Below are 18,794 nucleotides of genomic sequence, written 5' to 3' on the forward strand. Positions count from 1 at the left end.
CAAATGAGCTATTTTAACCACATCTATACCGCTCCGCCCGATGAACTCCCCCATCGGGCGAGGACGGTTTATATTTACCTTCGTGACCGTGCGGGGAAAGGCTCAGACTGCTGGCCTGCGGTCAAGACCATTGCCGCCGACTTGCAGCTTTCCCGCAGCACCGTCAAGCGCGCCCTGCATGATTTGGTTCATGCTGGGCTCATTGAAAAAGAATCCCGCTACCGGGAGAACGGCAGTAATACCAGCAACCGGCTGATTCTAAAAAAGTAGCGGAATCGCGGCAAAGCGGAAAGGCGTATTTCCCGCCAAGGGGGTATTCCGTCTTTCCGCAGAACCCAGGTGCGGTTCACTGTGAACCCACCAGAACCTCCCACTCTAAGAAAGACTTATTACAGAAAAAGAAGAAAGTGTTTCTCTTTATGTTTTGCATAAAACATCTGGACGCTTTCTTGACATCTACTCCATTCGAATTGACACCTCATTGACCTCTTTTTTGTTATGATAAATAGCGTAAAGAATGATATTTGGGTAAAAAATGCACATTTACGTATAATATCTAAAAACTTTACAACAAAACTAAAATGAAAGGCGTTTTCGGTATGAAACATGATAAGACGCAATGCACATGGAAAGAAGTATTATCCTTTGCGGCATTTTTAATCGTTACAATGGCCATTGTCATGGCAGTGCGATGGAACATGATTCTGCCATACATACGCTGAGAAAGTGAGAGGAGATGAGAATATGGGTATGGTGTTGGCAATCACCGGTATCATCGGATTTGCCTTGATGATCTACTTATTCTACGTATTGTTTCGAGGTGAGGACTTATGAACATGATTATTTTACAGGATATTATTTACCTTGTTTTGCTGGTGGGGTTATCCATTCCGCTTGGCATTTATATGTACAAGGTCATGACCGGCCAAAAGGTGTTTTTATCCCGCGCCCTTGCTCCGGTAGAAAACGGAATCTATAAAGTCATGGGTGTTAAAGGCAACGAGGAAATGGGCGCAAAAAAATATGTACTGTCCGCGTTGATATTCAGTGCAATCGGTGTGTTTTTTGTCTGGCTCATTCAGATGCTGCAGGGCGTATTACCATTTAACCCTGCGGGGATTGAAGGCACAAGCTGGCATCTTGCCTTTAACACGGCGGCAAGCTTTGTTTCAAATACCAACTGGCAGGCGTATTCCGGAGAAACCGGGTTGTCTTATCTGACGCAGTTCTTAGGGCTTACCGTCCAGAATTTTGTGTCGGCGGCAACTGGAATCGCCGTATTGTTCGCCCTAATCAGAGGCTTTGTTTTAAGGCAGAAAACAACCATCGGAAGCTTTTGGACTGATTTGACCAGAATTACGCTTTATGTGCTGATTCCCCTCTCCTTTGTTCTGGCACTTGTGCTTGTGTCACAGGGCGTTGTGCAGACCTTTGCACCCTACAAGGAAGTGGCTATGCTTCAAGGCGGAGCGGCACAAACTATCCCTTTGGGTCCTGCGGCCAGCCAGATTGCCATTAAGCAGCTTGGAACAAACGGCGGCGGCTTCTTCGGCGTTAACTCTGCTTTTCCGTTGGAAAATCCGACGGCATTTTCGAACCTATTGGAATGCTTATCGCTTCTGTTAATTCCTGCTGCTTTATGCGTATCGTTTGGTAAGGCCGTCAAGGACAGTAAGCAAGGAAAATCCATTTATATTGCCATGATGATTCTGTTTGTAGTAGCTCTCAGCGTTACAACAATAAGTGAGCAGTATATGGGGCCCTCTTTCGAAGGGGTTGCTGCCTCAGGTAGTATGGAAGGCAAAGAGGTTATCCATGGTGTCGGCGCATCTTCCTTGTGGGCTACAGCCACTACAGCAGTATCCAATGGCTCAGTAAATTCCATGCATGACAGTTTCACGCCTCTCGGGGGAATGATTCCCATGTTCCTGATGCAGCTTGGTGAAATTGTGTTTGGCGGCGTGGGCAGCGGACTGTACGGCATGATTGCCTTTGTTCTGCTGACGGTATTTATCGCCGGACTCATGGTGGGGAGAACGCCGGAGTATCTCGGGAAAAAGGTGGAGCCGTATGACATGAAAATGGTGTGCCTGATTGTGCTTGCTCCCTTAATGGTTACCCTTCTGGGAACTGCCGCAGCCGTATTGATGCCGGATGCCGCCTCATGGCTGACCAACTCCGGCGCCCATGGATTTTCAGAAATCCTTTATGCATTTTCGTCTATGGGCAACAACAACGGAAGCGCGTTTGCCGGATTTAATGCAAACACGGTGTTTACAAATGTGGTCGGCGGCATCATCATGCTTTTGGCACGCTTCATTCCTATGGCTGCGGCCATCTTCCTTGCCGGAAATATGGCGAAGAAGAAGGCGGTTGCAGTCAGTGAAGGAACCTTATCAACAACAAATACCATGTTTGTGGGACTGCTGATCGGCGTTATTTTGATTGTCGGCGCATTGAGCTTTTTACCAGCGCTGGCTCTCGGACCCATTGCCGATTACTTCACAATGCGATAGAACGGGGGGACTAACATGGAAAAGAAAAGTATCAATAAAAATATTTTAGGCGATTCGCTCAGGCAATCTTTCGCCAAGCTTGCCCCCGGTATTCAAGTAAAAAATCCGGTTATGCTGGTCGTATATATTGGCGCAATTTTAACCACGGCGTTATACATTTTGTCCTTCGTTGGAATTAAGGATGAAAACAGCGGATACATTCTGGCGATTGCGCTGATTTTATGGTTCACGGTATTGTTTGCAAATTTTGCAGAAGCGATTGCGGAAGGACGCGGGCGCGCTCAGGCGGATACTTTACGCAAAGCGCGTAAAGACGTAAAAGCCAAAAAGCTAATATCTAAAAGCAATGTGGAGGATTATACAGAAGTGCTTTCTGCCCAGCTTAAAAAGGGTGATATTGTCATCGTCCGGGCAGGTGAGCAGATCCCCATGGATGGGGAAGTCATCGACGGAGCTGCCTCTGTCGATGAGAGCGCGATTACCGGTGAATCCGCGCCGGTAATCCGTGAATCCGGCGGCGACCGCAGCGCGGTCACGGGCGGTACCACACTGGTATCCGACTGGCTTGTCATTGAGGTGACAGCGGAAGCTGGCGAAAGCTTTTTGGATAAGATGATTTCCATGGTGGAAGGTGCATCCAGAAAAAAGACACCCAACGAAATTGCACTGCAGATTTTGCTGGTGACGCTCACGATTATCTTTTTAATCGTCACAGCAACACTGCTCCCCTTTTCAAGCTTTGCCAGCAGTCAGGCTGGGGCCGGGGCGGCGATATCTATCACAAACGTCATTGCTCTGCTGGTGTGCTTGGCTCCCACCACAATCGGTGCACTCCTATCCTCCATTGGTATCGCTGGTATGAGCCGTCTCAACCAAGCAAATGTACTTGCTATGAGCGGTCGTGCGATTGAAGCTGCCGGAGATGTAGATGTGCTGCTGCTGGACAAAACGGGTACTATCACTCTTGGAAATCGTCAGGCAAGTGAGTTTCTTCCGGTAAACGGCGTACAGGAGCAGGATTTGGCGGATGCCGCACAGCTCTCCTCTCTGGCAGATGAAACTGCCGAGGGCCGGAGCATCGTTGTTCTGGCAAAAGAAAAGTTCGGTATTCGAGGCCGGGAGCTTTCCAAGATGAATGCCAGCTTTATAGAATTTACGGCAAAAACTCGAATGAGCGGTGTGGATTATCAGGGCATTCAGATTCGTAAGGGTGCCGCCGAAGCGGTAAAGGCTTTTGTACAGAACAATGGTGGAGAGTACCCCGAAGAATGCGAGCAGATTGTAAGACGCGTTGCCGGAGCGGGCGGTACACCGCTGGTAGTTGCAAAAAATAATCAGGTGATGGGTGTTGTGTATTTAAAGGATATTGTCAAGAACGGCGTGAAGGAGCGGTTTGAAGACCTGCGGAAAATGGGTATCAAAACCATCATGATTACGGGCGACAATCCCATGACTGCCGCGGCAATCGCCGCAGAGGCTGGTGTAGACGATTTCCTCGCGGAAGCTACGCCGGAAGCAAAGCTGGACTTGATACGCGACTACCAAACCAAAGGGCATTTAGTGGCAATGACGGGCGATGGCACAAATGATGCACCAGCGCTGGCACAGGCGGATGTTGCCGTGGCAATGAACACCGGTACGCAGGCGGCTAAGGAAGCTGGAAACATGGTTGATCTGGATTCCAGCCCCACCAAGCTCATTGACATTGTGCGCATCGGCAAACAGCTTCTAATGACTCGTGGAGCGCTGACAACCTTTAGCGTGGCAAATGATGTAGCCAAGTATTTTGCGATTATCCCGGTGTTGTTTTTTGGCATCTACCCGCAGCTGACAGCCTTAAATTTTATGGGACTTACCAGCTCCACGACGGCAATTCTATCCGCCATTATCTACAACGCGCTGATTATCATCGCATTAATCCCACTGGCACTCAAGGGTGTAAAATACCGTGAGCTGCCCGCCGGTAAGCTGCTCGGGCAGAATATGCTGATTTACGGCTTGGGTGGCATTGCAGCGCCTTTTATTGCAATCAAAGGAATTGATATGCTGCTTACAGCCTGCGGCATTATGTGAGGAGGATTAAAATGACGAAATCAATAAAAATACTACGTCCGGCAATTATGTGCTTCCTCGTGATGACCGTAATATGCGGGGTTATTTATACGGCGGCTGTTACGGGAATCGCACAGCTTATATTCCCAGGCCAGGCAAATGGAAGCATCATCACCATTACGCTCAAGGATGGCACACAGAAGAACTATGGTTCCGCGCTGATTGCACAGGAGTTTACAAGCACCGAATACATGATTGGAAGGCCGATGGGTACAACAAATCTCTCCCCGGTTAGTGAGGAGCAAAAGGCACTTGTACAGGAGCGTACGGACTGGTTGCATGCCCTTGACCCGGATAACACAGCAGACATACCAATGGTTTTGGTAACCGCCTCCGGCAGCGGCGTGGACCCGAATATCACGCCGGAAGCGGCGGAATATCAGGTTGCCCGTCTTGCAAGGGAACGCGGCATCAGTGAGGACGATGTCCGGGCGATTATCAGTAAATATACTACCGGCCGTTTTCTCGGGATATTCGGTGAGCCTGCTGTAAATGTTCTGGAGGTTAACTTGGCGCTGGATGGTTTGCTGTAAGCCGTAAAGTGGTAAACAGCTGCGAAGGTCATGCATTTCTGCATGACCTTCCAGTTCGTTGAACTGTTCCGCCATTGCTATGAAAAAATTTAGCGAGAGGAAAAAATAATGCAGATACCAGAAAGAGATCAGCAGGAGAATCCGGAAATGAATCATACAAGCATTCAAAATGCTTTGGAAAGAAATATTATTTTTTTGATCACAGTCAAGTCGTCCGTCGCCTATATAAATAGTCGAAGTACGCTTCGTCAGGCGCTGGAAAGTATGCGGTATCATGTCTATACTGCATTACCCGTGGTAGCAGATGACGGTACATACATCGGAACCGTGAGCGAAGGTGATTTCCTGTGGCACATGCTGGAAGAGAAAAAGAACACTATGCGGGAGCAGGAGAATTACCTTGTCTCGGATATTATCCGTCCCGGCTGGAATCCTGCGGTCAGAATAAGCACCACCTTAGAGGAACTGCTCCTGCGGGTGATGAATCAGAACTTTGTTCCCGTTGTGGATGACCGGGATAAATTTGTTGGAATCATTACAAGAAAGTCTGTAATCAGTTATTATCATGAGCTTTTAGAGAAAGAAACCACTTCGGTTACGGAGGCTTCAAAGATTACATAGTTTCCTGCGAAACCAGTCCATATTATAATCAGTATTGATCGGTTCGAAGGGCAATAGGATCTGAATTTATGTATAAATAGTCAATTGTGATCGGAATAACTTGCTATAAAAGTTAGTAGTGGTATGATTGTTAAATATAGAGGAGGTGAGCTGAAATGAATGAATTGGATGGACGTCCCGACCCTAATGCGCTTCTGGCAGACATACAAACACAGCAGGATAATCATTCGGGAAAATTAAAGATTTTTTTCGGATATGCGGCCGGTGTAGGCAAAACCTATGCCATGCTCGACGATGCACAGGAGCAGTACCGCATGGGAAAAGACGTGCTGGTCGGTTACGTTGAGCCGCATACCCGTCCGGAAACGCTGCAGCTTTTACAAGGGTTGCCTTCCCTTGCGCCCAAGTCTGTATTTTACCGTAATATAGAGCTTAAGGAATTTGACTTGGATACAGCGTTAAACCGAAAACCCAAACTGATCTTGGTGGATGAGCTTGCACACACCAATGCGGAGGGCGTCCGAAACCGGAAGCGTTTTCAGGATATTGAGGAGCTTTTAAACGCAGGAATTGATGTTTACACGACTGTAAATGTCCAACATATTGAGAGCCTCAACGATGTGATTGAGGGCATAACCGGTGTTCGCGTAAAAGAAACCGTACCCGACTATATCTTCGATAGAGCCGAAAAAATCAAACTGATCGATATTGAGCCGGATGAACTGCTCAGGCGCTTCGAAGATGGGAAGATTTATAAACCGGAGCGGGCGCAGACGGCCATGAATCATTTTTTTACACGGGAGAATTTAAAGCTCCTGCGTGAAATTGCCATGCGCAAGGCTGCGGATAGAATTAGCAATGAAAACCAAAATGAGCGCCGTACGACTGAAAAAATGGCGAATACCAAAATGCTGGTTTGTATTGGTCCTTCCCCATCCTCTGCCAAATGTATAAGGTGGACGGCTCGGGCCGCAGAAGCCTTTCATGCACAATGGATAGCGCTTTATGTGGAAAGCACTGACAGCAATCATTTAACTTCCCAGCAGCAGAAAATACTCCGTGAAAATATGGATCTGGCGGAGAAGCTTGGAGCAGAAATTGTTTCGCTCACAGGCCATGAAATTGCGGTATCCGTATCAGAATATGCGAAATTATCCGGCATCACAAACATTGTGGTAGGCAAAAGCCGTAATAAGAAAACACTTAAAAACCTGTTCGATATGGACTTTGAAGACAAACTGATTTCTCTTTTACCAAACATAGAAGTCCATATCATTCCCGGTGCCACCGCTCGCCGAGATTATAAAAAACCGCGCAAGACAATTTGGAAAGGCAAGGTGGAATTCTCATGGATTGACTTCGCGAAAACAGCGGCGTTACTAGTGGCGGCCACACTGGTATCCCTTGGGCTGCGGATGGTGGGAATCGGTGATCAGAATATTATAATGACCTATATTCTTTCTGTGCTTGTCATATCAAGGATTACAAAAGGACATGTTTTTGGAATTATCGCTTCAATCGCAAGTGTGCTGAGCTTTAATTTCTTTTTTACCGAGCCGCTATACACGTTCAATGCGATTCAAGCGGGCTATCCCATTACTTTCCTTATTATGTTGCTGGTGGCCTTGATCACAAGCACACTTACAGTAAGGATTAAGACACAGGCCAAGCTGGCTGTTCAGAGAGAGCACCGCACAGAGGTTCTTTATGAGATCAACAAAAAGCTTCTGGTTACCCGAGGGCTTGAAAATATTATCTCGCTGACCAATGCGTATATTGTGAATTTGTTTGAGCGTTCCGTTGTATTTTTCCCATCCGACCCTGAAACTGGTACCGATGGCAGTGTCATGCAGGCCGATGGGGATACGGATGAAGCAGTTCTTAATTCCAAGGACGAAAAGGCAGTCGCACATTGGGTATTTGTAAATCAAAAGCGTGCGGGAGCGGGAACGGATACCTTAATGGGAGCAGCCGGTTTTTATATGCCGGTTATATCGCAAGGCAAGGTGCTGGCTGTTTTAGGTATTTCCTGTATAAAAGGGTCTTTAGGCCATAATACCCGTCAATTTTTGCGTATGATTGCATCCCAGGTGGCTATGGCGCTAGAGCGGCAGCATTTGTCTGATGAACAGCGCAGTATCGTTGTAGATGCAGAAAAGGAAAAAATGAGAAGCAATTTACTGCGGGCTATTGCTCATGATTTGCGCACGCCACTGTCCGGGATTCTTGGAGCCAGCTCTGCAATACATGAAAATTCAAAAACATTGGATGAGAATACCCGCAACAAGCTGAATGCAGATATTCAGGAGGAAGCTCAGTGGCTGATACGGATGGTAGAAAACCTGCTGTCAGTAACGCGTATTAACGAGGGAGAATCCAAGGTTAACAAGAACCCTGAGGCGGCTGAGGAGGTTGTGGCGGAGGCCGTAAGCCGAATCCGAAAAAGATTTCCATACCACAAGGTTGAGGTTTCTGTGCCCGATGAGCTGTTAGAAGTGCCCATGGACGGTACCTTGATTGCACAGGTGCTTATTAACCTTCTGGAAAATGCGGTGAAGCATTCTGCCGATACCTCGCCCGTTGAGATTATATTAAAAAAGGGCGAAAATGCAGCGATATTTGAGGTGATTGATCATGGGAAGGGAATCGCAGACGAGGATTTCCCCTATCTTTTTACCAGCTATGTTCCCAATGGAACGAAAAGCTCGGATTCTTCCCGAGGGATGGGCATCGGGCTGTCTATCTGCATGACAATTATCAAAGCGCATAACGGAACAATGGAAGCCGCTAATCGCAAAGAAGGTGGTGCGGTATTTAAATTCACACTGCCATTGGAAGGAAGTGAGTGACTATGTTAAAACCAACAATTCTCGTCATTGAGGATGAGGAAGCAATATGCAACTTTATAACAGCAATCCTGAATTCAAACGGATATCAGGTCATCAAGACCGGTGCAGGAAAAGAAGGACTTTCTATGGCAGCATCCTATTCGCCGGATGTCATTTTGCTGGATCTTGGCTTGCCGGATATTGATGGAGTGGAGATACTGAAAAGTATCCGCGAATGGTCGAAGATACCGGTCGTTGTGGTGTCAGCCCGCGGACACGAACGAGAAAAGGTTGAAGCACTTGATTTAGGAGCAGACGATTATATAGTAAAGCCCTTCGGCACCTCGGAACTTCTGGCAAGAATTCGCACGGCACTGCGGCATAGTCCCCAAAGCATGGGCGCTCAGGCACTGGGCGAAGAGAAAACGACCATTGGAGATCTCCAGTTAGATTATGAAAAGCGTTCGGTTTTTCTCGCTGGAAAGGCGATCCATCTGACCCCTGTTGAGTACAAAATTTTGGCGCTTCTGTCAAAAAACGCGGGGAAAGTTCTGACTCATGATTATATCATGAAGGAAATATGGGGCCTGTACGCTGGAGATAGCCATACACTCCGCGTCAACATGGCAAATATCCGCAGAAAGATCGAGGAAAATCCTGGTGCGCCTAAATATATTTTAACGGAAATGGGCGTAGGATACCGAATGGTTGAGGAGCTGTGATAAGGAGGGATGGATTTGAACAGGCGAGACAAAGCAAGAATGGTAGTACAGCCACTGCTCGTGGTTGGTCTGCTTTCCATTTCCTCAGGAATCGGATATGCGTTCCATTTCAGCGAATTCCCTGAGACGAATATCGTAATCACATACCTTTTGGCGGTACACATGATTGCATGGCTGACGGAAGGCTTTCTATGGGGGCTTCTCTCCTCGGTGATTGCAACCTTCCTATTTAATTTTTTCTTTACCGAGCCGTACCTGACCTTCTCCGTCAACGACCCGAGTTACATCATAACCTTTTTCATTATGACGGTTGTAGCGCTTATCACAAGCACAATTGCTTCTCACGCCCAAAAAAGCGCACTGGATGCCAGACAAAAGGAAACGGAGACCAAGGCGGTATATAATCTGACAAACCATCTGACCGATGCAAGCAATATCAATGACATCGTTGGCTTTACGGTAGGTGAAATCAGCACATGTTTTGGGTGCCGGGCAGCCTGTCTTTGCTTTGATGAAAACGGAAATTCTGAAAGGTTTTTTATACAGCAGCAAACAGAAAGCCGGCAGGTACGCCGAGAAATTGAAAATCCGGAGGAAATTAAGCGCCGGATGGAGCAATTAAAAACAGGCTATGAAATTGGTTCAGAGTTTTATGACTGGCCGATTTACGGATATGAAAAAATGCTTGGCATGATACGAATTCCTATTAAAACAGCGCAGACAATGAGCGCAGCACAGACACGTCTGCTGCGGTCCATGATTGAAAGCGTCGCTTTGGCAATGGACAGATTGCGGGCATCAGAGCTGCATAACCGTTCGCGTGAAGAAACCGTTCAGGAGAGGTATCGTGCAAATTTGCTGCGGGCTATCTCACACGATCTAAGAACGCCACTGTCGGGGATTATGGGTACTTCTGAGATGATTATGGATATGTCCACTCAGACTGATCCCCGTTATGATTTAGCGTCTGCCATTCATAAGGATGCCGACTGGCTGCATTCCCTTGTGGAAAATATTCTGAGCCTTACGAGATTACAGGAAGGCAAGCTGATCCTCAATAAACAGCCGGAGGCTGTCGAAGAGGTATTGGCCGGTGCCATTGAACGCATTTCCAAGCAATGGCCTGAATATGAAATTGATGTCAGCATGCCGGACGAGCTTCTGATGATACCAATGGATGCGAAGCTGATACGTCAGGTTTTAATTAATTTACTGGACAATGCGATTAAGCATACACTTCCGGACGGTGATATTCATATTTCGGTGGAGAAGGATGAAAATTCGCATTTCGCTGTTTTTAAGATTACTGACAGCGGGAGCGGTATCTCTCAAGAGGATTTGCCGCATTTATTTCAAATGTTTTATACCTCCCGCACACAGATTGCTGATGCGAAGCATGGAATCGGCCTTGGACTGACTATCTGCGATGCAATTATCAAAGCGCACGGAGGAACCATTGAAGCTAAAAACCGAAACGATAGAACAGGAGCGGAATTTACATTTACGCTTCCCATGGAGGTGCAAATGTATGAACAGTTATCATAAAAACATTCTGGTGGTCGAAGATGATCCTCAAATTAGAAATTTTATCTGCTATTCGTTAAAACAGGCAGAGTTTCGATATATTACGGCGCATACAGCACAGGATGCATTGAGCCATCTAATATCGGAGCAAATCGACATCATGCTTTTGGATCTTGGATTGCCTGATTTTGATGGCATGGATGTAATTAAGAAGGTCCGGGAGTGGTCTGACCTGCCGATTATTGTGGTTTCTGCCAGAGATCAGGATAGTGAAAAGGCGGCGGCTCTTGATTTAGGGGCAGACGATTACCTCACCAAGCCGTTTTCTGCGACAGAGCTGATGGCACGTATTCGTGTAGCTGTGCGTCACTTGCATATGCATGGGAAAGAAAACCAGCAGGGTGCACTTACTGTTGGCGGATTGACAATAGAAATGGATAAGCATCTTGTTTATCTGCATAATAAGGAACTTCACGTCACACCGATGGAGTACAGCCTGTTAAGTTTATTGTTTAAGAATATTGGTAAGGTTCTGACGACCAGTGCGATATTAAAAGAAATATGGGGTGTCGGCTATGGAAATGACACACAGGCTTTACGTGCATTAATGGCCGGGCTCCGGCGTAAAATTGAGAAGAATCCGGCAAAGCCTCGTTATATCATTACTGAAATTGGGGTTGGCTATCGGCTTGTGGATGAATAAATAATGATTTAATTAAATTGGATATAAGACCGATGTATAAAAAAGGAAACCGTTTTGAAAATTCAAAGCGGTTTCCTTTTTTATACATTTTTATTCTCACAGCATTCTCACAGTCAAAGTGCAAAGCTCACACCGTGGTCACAGACTAAGCGTTAAAATTGTAGATGCAAGGAAATCAGAAGTAATTACAAAGGAGGCTCTGAATTATGAAAAAGATAACAGCCTTTGCAAGCTACAAAATGCATGTAGCTGCAAAAATAGAAAATTATATGAGGCATCATCCTTTTTTGGCCTTTAATTTTATGTTCATAGGAGTTCCTATTTTTATTTTACTGATGGTCCTTGCTGCTGTGTATTTAATTGCATTGCCCTTAGGACTTTTAATGGGTTGGTTTTAAGAAAACGGAAAGGAGACTTTACTTATGAAAATGCAAGATAGGATGGAAAGCAAAAACGAATTGACTGCGCTTTGCAATACAGTACGGACGTTAGTAGGCGAAAGAGCTTATCAAAAATGCGAACCGCTGATTTTTGAAGCAATGAAAAAATATCCGCATGCACCGGAACCGCATAACCTGATTGGACTGCTGCTGGAGATGCAAGGTGATCACTTGACTGCCATGAAGCATTTTCGTGCGGCATGGGCACTTGACCCTACCTATGTTCCCGCGAGTCATAACTTAGACCACTTCGGGACTTTTTTCTCCAGAGGGACTTGGGCTATTGATGAATCTGATTGTCCGCCTGAGACGAAGAAGGATAACTTTAAATTAGTTTATGACAAAAATGGTATTGGCCATGTTGTGAGGAGGGAACAGGAATGAAACTGTTTGGGAGAAAAGAAAAAGCAGATTATATCGTAATCATTGGCTGTGGGCGGCTGGGCGGTAGCCTGGCAAATGCCTTATCTGATGAAGGGCAGGATGTCTTAATTATAGACAATAATAAGGAATCCTTTCGTAAACTGTCGTCGTCCTATGGGGGTCTCACTCTCATAGGAGATGCTTCAGACATCGATGTTTTGCGTGAGGCACAAGTAGAAAAGGCGACCGCCGTGGTTGTTGTAACCAATAATGACAATTCCAATATCATGATTTCTCAGATGGCTAAGGAAATCTTTAAAAAGGAACTTGTAATAGCCCGGCTGTATGACCCTGAGAGGGATTATGTATATCGCGAATTTGGTATTGATACGATATCCCCTGCTATTTTATCGTCAAACGCAATACGTGGGTTGCTGAACAGTCATGAAAAGGAGGCGGCAGTATGAAAAACAAAGCTTTAATTATTGGAGGTTTTCATAAAGCACGTTCCCTTGCTGCTTCACTGATAAAAAAAGATTATCGTGTAACGGTAATTAACAGTGATTATCAAAGCTGTCTCATTTTGGCTGAGACAGAGGCTCTATCAGTGATTCATGGTGACGGAACAAAACCCTTTGTTTTGGAGGATGCAAATGCTCAGGACATGGATATTGCCATTGCACTTACACAAAGGGATGACGATAATCTGGTTATCTGTGAGTTGTGTAAAAAGAAGTATAACATTAAAAAAACGGTTGCGCTTGTTAATGATCCAAAGAAAACAGACTTTTTCTATCAGATGGGCATTGATTCCGTGGTGTGTGCGGTAAATGCTATTACCAATATTATTGAGCAGCAAGCTTTTTTAGATGGAATCGCGTCCCTTATTCCAATTGGTGAAGGGCGCATCAGCATTGCTGAGGTTCCTATTCCCGGAACAGCTCCGGTGGTGGGTAAAAAAATATGGGAGATTGATCTGCCCAAGGAGGTTATTATTGGGTGCATTCTTCGTGGTGAGGGCAGCATGATTCCCCGTGGAGACACTCGAATACTTGCTGGAGATATGCTGGTTCTCATTTCGTCGGACAAGCAGGAATTGACTGCGATTAAAGAGCTGACAGGACGGGGAGGGTTATGAAGGTATATATGTCCAGATGTGGCACCTGCGGAAAGCTTATGCTGCTGATTGGAATTCTAATGGCGGTTCCTCTTGCAGTATTACCCTTTTATCCGCAGGAAAGCAATTATACATTTGCATTTTTAGTTCCATCCATGGTATCCGTTATTCTGGGTTTGTTGAGTGGATTACTGCCTAAAAAAGATAAGGATTGTCAGCAATGGAACCATGCATTACAAAACAGCAGCTTAACCGTGCTATTTGCATGGCTTTATGGATTTGTCACTGGCGCACTGCCATTTGTTTTATCAAAGCAGCTGACCTTTGTTCAGGCACTGTTTGAGGCGGTGAGCGGATGGACCACCACCGGACTTTCTGTAATGGATGTAACAAAGACACCTCAAATCTTTTTGTTTCACCGAGCGTTTATGCAATTTTGCGGTGGGCTGGGTTTTGTTATGGTTATGATCATTTTTATTCGGGAAAAGCAGTCTATGAATCTATTTAGTGCAGAAGGACATCCGGACAAGCTCATGCCGAATCTGACAAAAACAGCACAAACAATCGCAGGGATGTACCTTGCTTTTCTTGGCATAGGAACATTTGCTTATCGCCTTGCTGGAATGAACCTGTTTGACGGAATGGTTCATGCAATGTGCGCATTGTCAACAGGTGGATTCTCAACCAAGCTAAACAGCATAGGAGAATATAACAGCTTTTCTATAGAACTGATTACCATCGTATTAATGCTAATTGGCACTACAAACTTTGCAGTTCTGCAGCTCTTGACAAAAGGAAAACTGCGGCGGGCTTTTCGGGTGAGCGAAGTAAAATTCATGCTTTTATTATTAGCAATCTTTATTCCTGTAACTGCATTTTCCTTATCCCACTCCTTAAACATAAGTATTGGAGAGGGTATTCGCCGTGCCGCCTTTGATGTAACCTCCGCACTTTCCACCACTGGATTCTCTACAATGTCATACACTGTATGGCCGCCTTTTGCCATTGGAATATTAACTTTGCTGATGCTGGTCGGCGGCGGAATCGGATCAACTGCTGGTGGAATCAAGCTCACGCGCGTATACCTGATGATACGTACAACCTATATCAATGTATGTAAAAGATTATTTCCTGCGCGGAAAATAACCGTATCCTATTATAACAAGGCGCAAGGGAAAAGCCTAATAGACAGCACACTGATAGCAGATACGACCGGCTTTATTTCCTGCTATCTAAGCATATTTATTGCTGGGTCGCTGTTGTTAACCTTAACGGCAAACTGTTCTCTTACTGAGGCGATGTTTGAGTTTGCTTCCGCGCTTGGAACAGTGGGCTTGTCAATTGGGATAACGGGTCCATCCACCAACACAGCAACTTTGGTGATTGAAATGCTGGGAATGATTTTTGGAAGATTGGAGATTTTTATCATCTTTATAGGAATATATTCCGGTACAGCAGCAACCCGGAAGTATTTACAGAAAAAGATTTCTGCCATTAACATTCCATGAAAGACCAAATAAAATTATAATGCCAAGGGCAAACCCGGTGAAAACCGGGGGCGCAAAGCTACAGGGTCTAAGGCGTTCTCGAACGTTATGATAGCCTGGCTGCCAAAAACCGCGCAGGGCGTGCCCTCTTCAACAGAGGGCACGCCCTTGCTCTCTTATACGGCTTTTGACGGATCATTTGGATATCGGGATACCGGCTTTCACCTGCCACGGAAGAAAGAGGTATTTCTATGAGTAATAACCGTTACCCTCCCGCATGGAGGTGTAGATAAAGATGGCGCTGTCCGTCTATACCTTTCTCTACATACACAATTTCATAGATACACTCTAAAAAAGTCAGTATTTTGCCAAGGGCAAAGTGCTGACTTTTTCTTTTCGACAAGAAACCGTTCACAACGACAGAGATTTACAGAGTTTTACAATCTGCTTTTATATAAGGAAGCTGTTGTTCCTCGCTGCCGCTCCCCTCCGCTTCTGACATTTTGACTCACCATCAAAATTTCAAAAAACGGAGGACAAGCCATATGGCAGAGAAAAAAGAATACCGAATCAAGGTGCAGGGTCAGCTTGTGCCGGTCAGCGAAGAAGTCTATGTTACCTATCACCGCATGAAGCGCCGTGAAATCTATCTGGAGGAAAGGGATACGGCAAACGGCGTCTTTTATTACAGTGCCATGGATACGGCGGAAACTACAGGCGAGGATGGGATTCCGGACCTTGTCTCTCCCCGTGTGGAGGATGTGGTCATGGACAAGCTCATAACGGAAAAGCTCCACAGGTGCCTCAACCAGCTTACCAGTGCGGAGCAGGAACTCATTTTTACACTGTTTTTTCAGAACAAAAGTGAGCACCAAATGGCAGTAGAAACCGGAATCCCTCGCATGACAATCCATAACAGGAAGAAGCGGATACTGGCCCGTCTGAAAAAACTTATGGAAAATTAAAAATAATTTGGTCCAACCCCCTCACGAAATCGGCTTAGTAGTGAGGGGGTTTTTCTATTCACCCTCACTGCTCTTTGAAAATTTCATATCCGACGACCTGAATACGTTAGCTGACGGACCCCAAAAGGGAAAGCGACCCCGGAGGATGCGCCAAGACCACCTGTAGGCAGGCAGTAAGAAAACGAAAGCACTTATTTTCTGTTCGTTTGTTTCTTTCTGCTCCTATCAAAGACGGCCAAATAAGGTGCAAAGCGGTACCCATTCATCCGAAAAGCAGGCTGTGGCAGCCTGTTTTGCAATGACCCCGTCAGCCTATATTGATACTTCTGTCCAGTCACAGCCCCCACAAGACCTGGGGACCACGCAATGAGGGCAGCCAGCGGAGATCCCGGTGGAGGTGAGATTCCTATGATGCGGTGAAGCCAGCCGCAGTTCAGGCCGTCGCCTTTTGGGCTCTTATAAACCAGAGCTCTGTGTGCTTGGGGAATAGTGTTGAATTAAGCACAGTTATTACAAAAAAAAGACTTAATGTCAGAAGCGATGGGGATCGCCCTGTCTGCGGATGCTCTCACAGCAAAGCAGATCATACAGGGCGGTCCCTATATTTGTGCCATTAAGAATACCGGCATAGGAAAAGAGGTGTGTATTTGAAACAGTTCCAAAAGGTCATTTTACGAGGCGACATCTACTACGCAGATTTAAATCCAACGGTCGGCTCGGAACAAGGCGGTGTGCGGCCTGTGGTCATTCTGCAAAATAACGTCGGAAACCGCTACAGTCCCACCGTGATTGCTGCCGCCATTACAGCGGAGCCAAAAAAGCCGCTCCCCACCCATGCGGCCATCGCCGGAATAAGCGGATTGTACAGAGAGTCCTTTGTGCTTCTGGAGCAGATACGCACCATCGACCGCAGCAGGCTTCGGGAATATGTCGGCAGGCTGGGTACGCAGGAAATGAAAAAAATTGATGAGGCACTGGCAATCAGCATCGGGCTTGCTCCGGTGCCTATTTTATCAGGGAGGGAAACACCATGACAAACGCACAGGTATCCGATAATCTAATGTACGCTGCCGCCTTGCAGCAGCTCACATGGCTTGCGGCCGCCAAGAGCATGACGGATCAGGAAATTGAAAGGATTAAAAAAGACTTGGAACGCAGGCTGCGACCCACCATCATCGCACTATGCTGAGTCGCGGAATTGTTTTCTGAATATTATCAACTATTCAGTAGCTATATGCCGGGAGGTGTGGTAGTGTATGTCGTTGAAAGGAGGGAAAAAAGATGTATCAATCCAATTCAACATCGGCGGAAGCGCCTAAAATCACATTGATACAGGCGAGAAAGCCGGAAATTGCAAAGCTCCGTGTGGCGGCATATGCCCGTGTGAGCAGCGACTCGGAGGATCAACAGAACTCTTACATCGCACAGGTGGATTATTACACCCGGCATATCGCCGCACAGGAGAGCTGGGAGCTGGCGGACATTTATGCCGACGAGGGCATCTCCGGCCTTGTAGCAAGCAAGCGGGATGAATTCAACCGCATGATACAGGACTGCAGGGATGGAAAGATCGACCGCGTCCTCGTCAAATCCATATCCCGTTTCGCAAGAAATACCAAGGAATACATCCAGTATGTGCGGGAGCTTTTACGGCTGGGCATCTCCATTCACTTTGAAAAGGAGAACATCGACACCGGCAAAATGACGTCGGAGCAGATTGCCACCATCTACGGCGCTTTTTCACAGATGGAGTCACAGAACCACTCAAACAATATGCAGATCAGCGTCCGCATCCGTATGGAAAAGGGCGATTACCTCTCGCCGTCCGAGCCTTACGGCTACAGGTTGGAGGGGCGCACCCTAATGATTATTCCTGAACAAGCCGAGGTGGTGCGCCGCATTTATGCCGCTTATCTCAGCGGTCAGGGAAAGGATGACATCGCAGACGAGCTGAACAAAGCAGGCATCCCCCGCACCAAGGGGCGAACCGTCTGGCACCCAAGTACAGTGGCATACATTCTCACCAACATCGCTTACACCGGAGATATGATCTGGCAAAAGAGCTTTGCCACCAACGAAATCCCGTTCCGGCAGGTGCGCAACAAGGGCGAGAAGCCAAAATACTTTGTAGAGAACTGCCATGAGGCGATTATTTCCAAGGAGGACTTTCAACGGGTGCAGGCACTGATGGAAAGCCGACGGAATCAGGGCAACAGACCGGCTTCCTTCGCACTGCTGGCAAGAAAAATCCGCTGTGAAGGTTGCGGAACCCTGTTCCGCAGAAAAATCGTCAACGAAAAGGTCTACTGGACTTGCCGGAGGCATGACCGTGATAAAAACCTTTGTCCCACCTCACAGATACCGGAGGAACAGATTGTCACGGCAATCCTCCATATGTACCACAAGCTGAAACGGCATCGTACACAAATCCTGTCCCCGGTCTTAACCCAGCTGACCGAGCTTCGGGAAAAGGAGCTTCGCTCCAACCGCAGAATCAATGATATTGACAAAGAAATCGCCCAGCTCACCGAGCAGAATCTCGTTCTTGTTCGACTCAAGTCGAAGGGATACGTAGATTCTGCTCTTTATTTATCCCAAACCGGCGAAATTGACTTCAAACTTCGGGAGCTGCGCCGTCAACGCCGCCGCATCATGGAGGCCAACGGCGAGGACAGTCAGATCAAAGCGACCGAAGCCATGCTGGATTATCTGGAGGACAGCCCCGACTATCTGGAAGAACTCACGGAGGAAGTATTTGAGATGCTGGTGGAGAACATCACCATCGCCTCGGAAACAGCGATGAGCATCAGCCTCCACAACGGTCTGATGCTGAAAGAAACCATGGAAAGGTCGGTGCGGTAAT

Annotated in this window: 19 protein-coding genes and 1 riboswitch; all 19 genes read left to right on the forward strand. The window is 46.6% G+C overall.

Annotation, left to right across the window (positions count from 1 at the left end):
• The first annotated feature begins 3 nt into the window (after positions 1-3).
• The 19 genes from ACRQU7_RS02185 (at position 4) to ACRQU7_RS02275 (ending at position 18,793) form a co-directional block, all read left to right on the forward strand.
• Entirely contained in the window at positions 4-270 is a 267-nt protein-coding gene (locus ACRQU7_RS02185) for a helix-turn-helix domain-containing protein (RefSeq protein WP_341547715.1), read from the forward strand.
• 480 nt (positions 271-750) lie between these two features.
• Complete coding sequence (gene kdpF / locus ACRQU7_RS02190) at positions 751-834, forward strand: K(+)-transporting ATPase subunit F (protein ID WP_444645486.1); 84 nt, start codon at positions 751-753, stop codon at positions 832-834.
• Positions 831-2,516 carry a potassium-transporting ATPase subunit KdpA gene (gene kdpA / locus ACRQU7_RS02195; protein WP_341547713.1) on the forward strand — a complete coding sequence of 562 codons (1,686 nt, stop codon included), beginning with the start codon at positions 831-833 and terminating at the stop codon, positions 2,514-2,516. Before kdpF ends, kdpA begins: the two co-directional genes overlap by 4 nt.
• 15 nt (positions 2,517-2,531) lie before the next feature.
• On the forward strand, positions 2,532-4,589 hold the full coding sequence (gene kdpB / locus ACRQU7_RS02200) for a potassium-transporting ATPase subunit KdpB (protein WP_341547712.1): 2,058 nt from the start codon (positions 2,532-2,534) through the stop codon (positions 4,587-4,589).
• 11 nt (positions 4,590-4,600) lie between these two features.
• Entirely contained in the window at positions 4,601-5,161 is a 561-nt protein-coding gene (gene kdpC, locus ACRQU7_RS02205) for a K(+)-transporting ATPase subunit C (RefSeq protein WP_341547711.1), read from the forward strand.
• A gap of 147 nt (positions 5,162-5,308) precedes the next feature.
• Positions 5,309-5,782: a CBS domain-containing protein gene (locus ACRQU7_RS02210; RefSeq protein ID WP_444643343.1), complete on the forward strand. Its 474-nt coding sequence runs from the start codon at positions 5,309-5,311 to the stop codon at positions 5,780-5,782.
• Between the two features lie 155 nt (positions 5,783-5,937).
• Positions 5,938-8,631, forward strand: a complete 2,694-nt coding sequence (locus ACRQU7_RS02215; RefSeq protein WP_444643345.1) for a DUF4118 domain-containing protein — start codon at positions 5,938-5,940, stop codon at positions 8,629-8,631.
• Positions 8,632-8,633: 2 nt separating this feature from the next.
• Complete coding sequence (locus ACRQU7_RS02220) at positions 8,634-9,332, forward strand: response regulator transcription factor (protein ID WP_341547708.1); 699 nt, start codon at positions 8,634-8,636, stop codon at positions 9,330-9,332.
• 15 nt (positions 9,333-9,347) lie between these two features.
• Positions 9,348-10,877: a DUF4118 domain-containing protein gene (locus ACRQU7_RS02225; protein WP_341547707.1), complete on the forward strand. Its 1,530-nt coding sequence runs from the start codon at positions 9,348-9,350 to the stop codon at positions 10,875-10,877.
• Positions 10,861-11,559: a response regulator transcription factor gene (locus ACRQU7_RS02230; RefSeq protein ID WP_341547706.1), complete on the forward strand. Its 699-nt coding sequence runs from the start codon at positions 10,861-10,863 to the stop codon at positions 11,557-11,559. The genes ACRQU7_RS02225 and ACRQU7_RS02230 overlap by 17 nt, the downstream gene beginning before the upstream one ends.
• Before the next feature lie 206 nt (positions 11,560-11,765).
• Complete coding sequence (locus ACRQU7_RS02235) at positions 11,766-11,957, forward strand: hypothetical protein (protein WP_341547705.1); 192 nt, start codon at positions 11,766-11,768, stop codon at positions 11,955-11,957.
• A 24-nt stretch (positions 11,958-11,981) separates the two neighbouring features.
• Complete coding sequence (locus ACRQU7_RS02240; RefSeq protein ID WP_341547704.1) at positions 11,982-12,383, forward strand: tetratricopeptide repeat protein; 402 nt, start codon at positions 11,982-11,984, stop codon at positions 12,381-12,383.
• Positions 12,380-12,829, forward strand: a complete 450-nt coding sequence (locus ACRQU7_RS02245; protein WP_341547703.1) for a potassium channel family protein — start codon at positions 12,380-12,382, stop codon at positions 12,827-12,829. The genes ACRQU7_RS02240 and ACRQU7_RS02245 overlap by 4 nt, the downstream gene beginning before the upstream one ends.
• Positions 12,826-13,500, forward strand: a complete 675-nt coding sequence (locus tag ACRQU7_RS02250) for a potassium channel family protein (RefSeq protein WP_341547702.1) — start codon at positions 12,826-12,828, stop codon at positions 13,498-13,500. Before ACRQU7_RS02245 ends, ACRQU7_RS02250 begins: the two co-directional genes overlap by 4 nt.
• Positions 13,501-13,538: 38 nt before the next feature.
• Positions 13,539-14,987 (forward strand): TrkH family potassium uptake protein, encoded by a 1,449-nt coding sequence (locus ACRQU7_RS02255; protein ID WP_444643350.1) that lies wholly within the window; start codon positions 13,539-13,541, stop codon positions 14,985-14,987.
• A 17-nt stretch (positions 14,988-15,004) separates the two neighbouring features.
• A riboswitch (cyclic di-GMP riboswitch) is annotated at positions 15,005-15,094 on the forward strand.
• Between the two features lie 417 nt (positions 15,095-15,511).
• A complete protein-coding gene (locus tag ACRQU7_RS02260; protein WP_341547700.1) occupies positions 15,512-15,931 on the forward strand; it encodes a sigma factor-like helix-turn-helix DNA-binding protein in 420 nt (139 codons plus the stop codon).
• Between the two features lie 647 nt (positions 15,932-16,578).
• Positions 16,579-16,965 carry a type II toxin-antitoxin system PemK/MazF family toxin gene (locus ACRQU7_RS02265; RefSeq protein WP_341547699.1) on the forward strand — a complete coding sequence of 129 codons (387 nt, stop codon included), beginning with the start codon at positions 16,579-16,581 and terminating at the stop codon, positions 16,963-16,965.
• Entirely contained in the window at positions 16,962-17,120 is a 159-nt protein-coding gene (locus ACRQU7_RS02270) for a hypothetical protein (protein WP_341547698.1), read from the forward strand. The genes ACRQU7_RS02265 and ACRQU7_RS02270 overlap by 4 nt, the downstream gene beginning before the upstream one ends.
• A gap of 92 nt (positions 17,121-17,212) precedes the next feature.
• The gene (locus ACRQU7_RS02275) at positions 17,213-18,793 is read left to right on the forward strand and encodes a recombinase family protein (RefSeq protein ID WP_444643353.1); all 1,581 of its coding nucleotides are present in this window, start codon (positions 17,213-17,215) and stop codon (positions 18,791-18,793) included.
• Position 18,794: the final 1 nt, after the last annotated feature.

Source organism: Caproiciproducens puteiluti (assembly GCF_052442865.1).
Taxonomy (GTDB): Bacteria; Bacillota; Clostridia; order Oscillospirales; family Acutalibacteraceae; genus Caproiciproducens.

What these genes read in the sequence shown, in the direction of transcription:
- ACRQU7_RS02220 (WP_341547708.1), top strand. Translation starts at nt 8,634, where the DNA reads ATGTTAAAACCAACAATTCTCGTCATTGAGGATGAGGAAGCAATATGC.
- kdpA (WP_341547713.1), top strand. Translation starts at nt 831, where the DNA reads ATGAACATGATTATTTTACAGGATATTATTTACCTTGTTTTGCTGGTG.
- ACRQU7_RS02255 (WP_444643350.1), top strand. Translation starts at nt 13,539, where the DNA reads ATGCTGCTGATTGGAATTCTAATGGCGGTTCCTCTTGCAGTATTACCC.
- ACRQU7_RS02230 (WP_341547706.1), top strand. Translation starts at nt 10,861, where the DNA reads ATGAACAGTTATCATAAAAACATTCTGGTGGTCGAAGATGATCCTCAA.
- ACRQU7_RS02210 (WP_444643343.1), top strand. Translation starts at nt 5,309, where the DNA reads ATGAATCATACAAGCATTCAAAATGCTTTGGAAAGAAATATTATTTTT.
- kdpF (WP_444645486.1), top strand. Translation starts at nt 751, where the DNA reads ATGGTGTTGGCAATCACCGGTATCATCGGATTTGCCTTGATGATCTAC.
- ACRQU7_RS02215 (WP_444643345.1), top strand. Translation starts at nt 5,938, where the DNA reads ATGAATGAATTGGATGGACGTCCCGACCCTAATGCGCTTCTGGCAGAC.
- ACRQU7_RS02245 (WP_341547703.1), top strand. Translation starts at nt 12,380, where the DNA reads ATGAAACTGTTTGGGAGAAAAGAAAAAGCAGATTATATCGTAATCATT.
- ACRQU7_RS02250 (WP_341547702.1), top strand. Translation starts at nt 12,826, where the DNA reads ATGAAAAACAAAGCTTTAATTATTGGAGGTTTTCATAAAGCACGTTCC.
- ACRQU7_RS02240 (WP_341547704.1), top strand. Translation starts at nt 11,982, where the DNA reads ATGAAAATGCAAGATAGGATGGAAAGCAAAAACGAATTGACTGCGCTT.
- ACRQU7_RS02260 (WP_341547700.1), top strand. Translation starts at nt 15,512, where the DNA reads ATGGCAGAGAAAAAAGAATACCGAATCAAGGTGCAGGGTCAGCTTGTG.
- ACRQU7_RS02270 (WP_341547698.1), top strand. Translation starts at nt 16,962, where the DNA reads ATGACAAACGCACAGGTATCCGATAATCTAATGTACGCTGCCGCCTTG.
- ACRQU7_RS02185 (WP_341547715.1), top strand. Translation starts at nt 4, where the DNA reads ATGAGCTATTTTAACCACATCTATACCGCTCCGCCCGATGAACTCCCC.
- kdpB (WP_341547712.1), top strand. Translation starts at nt 2,532, where the DNA reads ATGGAAAAGAAAAGTATCAATAAAAATATTTTAGGCGATTCGCTCAGG.
- ACRQU7_RS02275 (WP_444643353.1), top strand. Translation starts at nt 17,213, where the DNA reads ATGTATCAATCCAATTCAACATCGGCGGAAGCGCCTAAAATCACATTG.
- kdpC (WP_341547711.1), top strand. Translation starts at nt 4,601, where the DNA reads ATGACGAAATCAATAAAAATACTACGTCCGGCAATTATGTGCTTCCTC.
- ACRQU7_RS02235 (WP_341547705.1), top strand. Translation starts at nt 11,766, where the DNA reads ATGAAAAAGATAACAGCCTTTGCAAGCTACAAAATGCATGTAGCTGCA.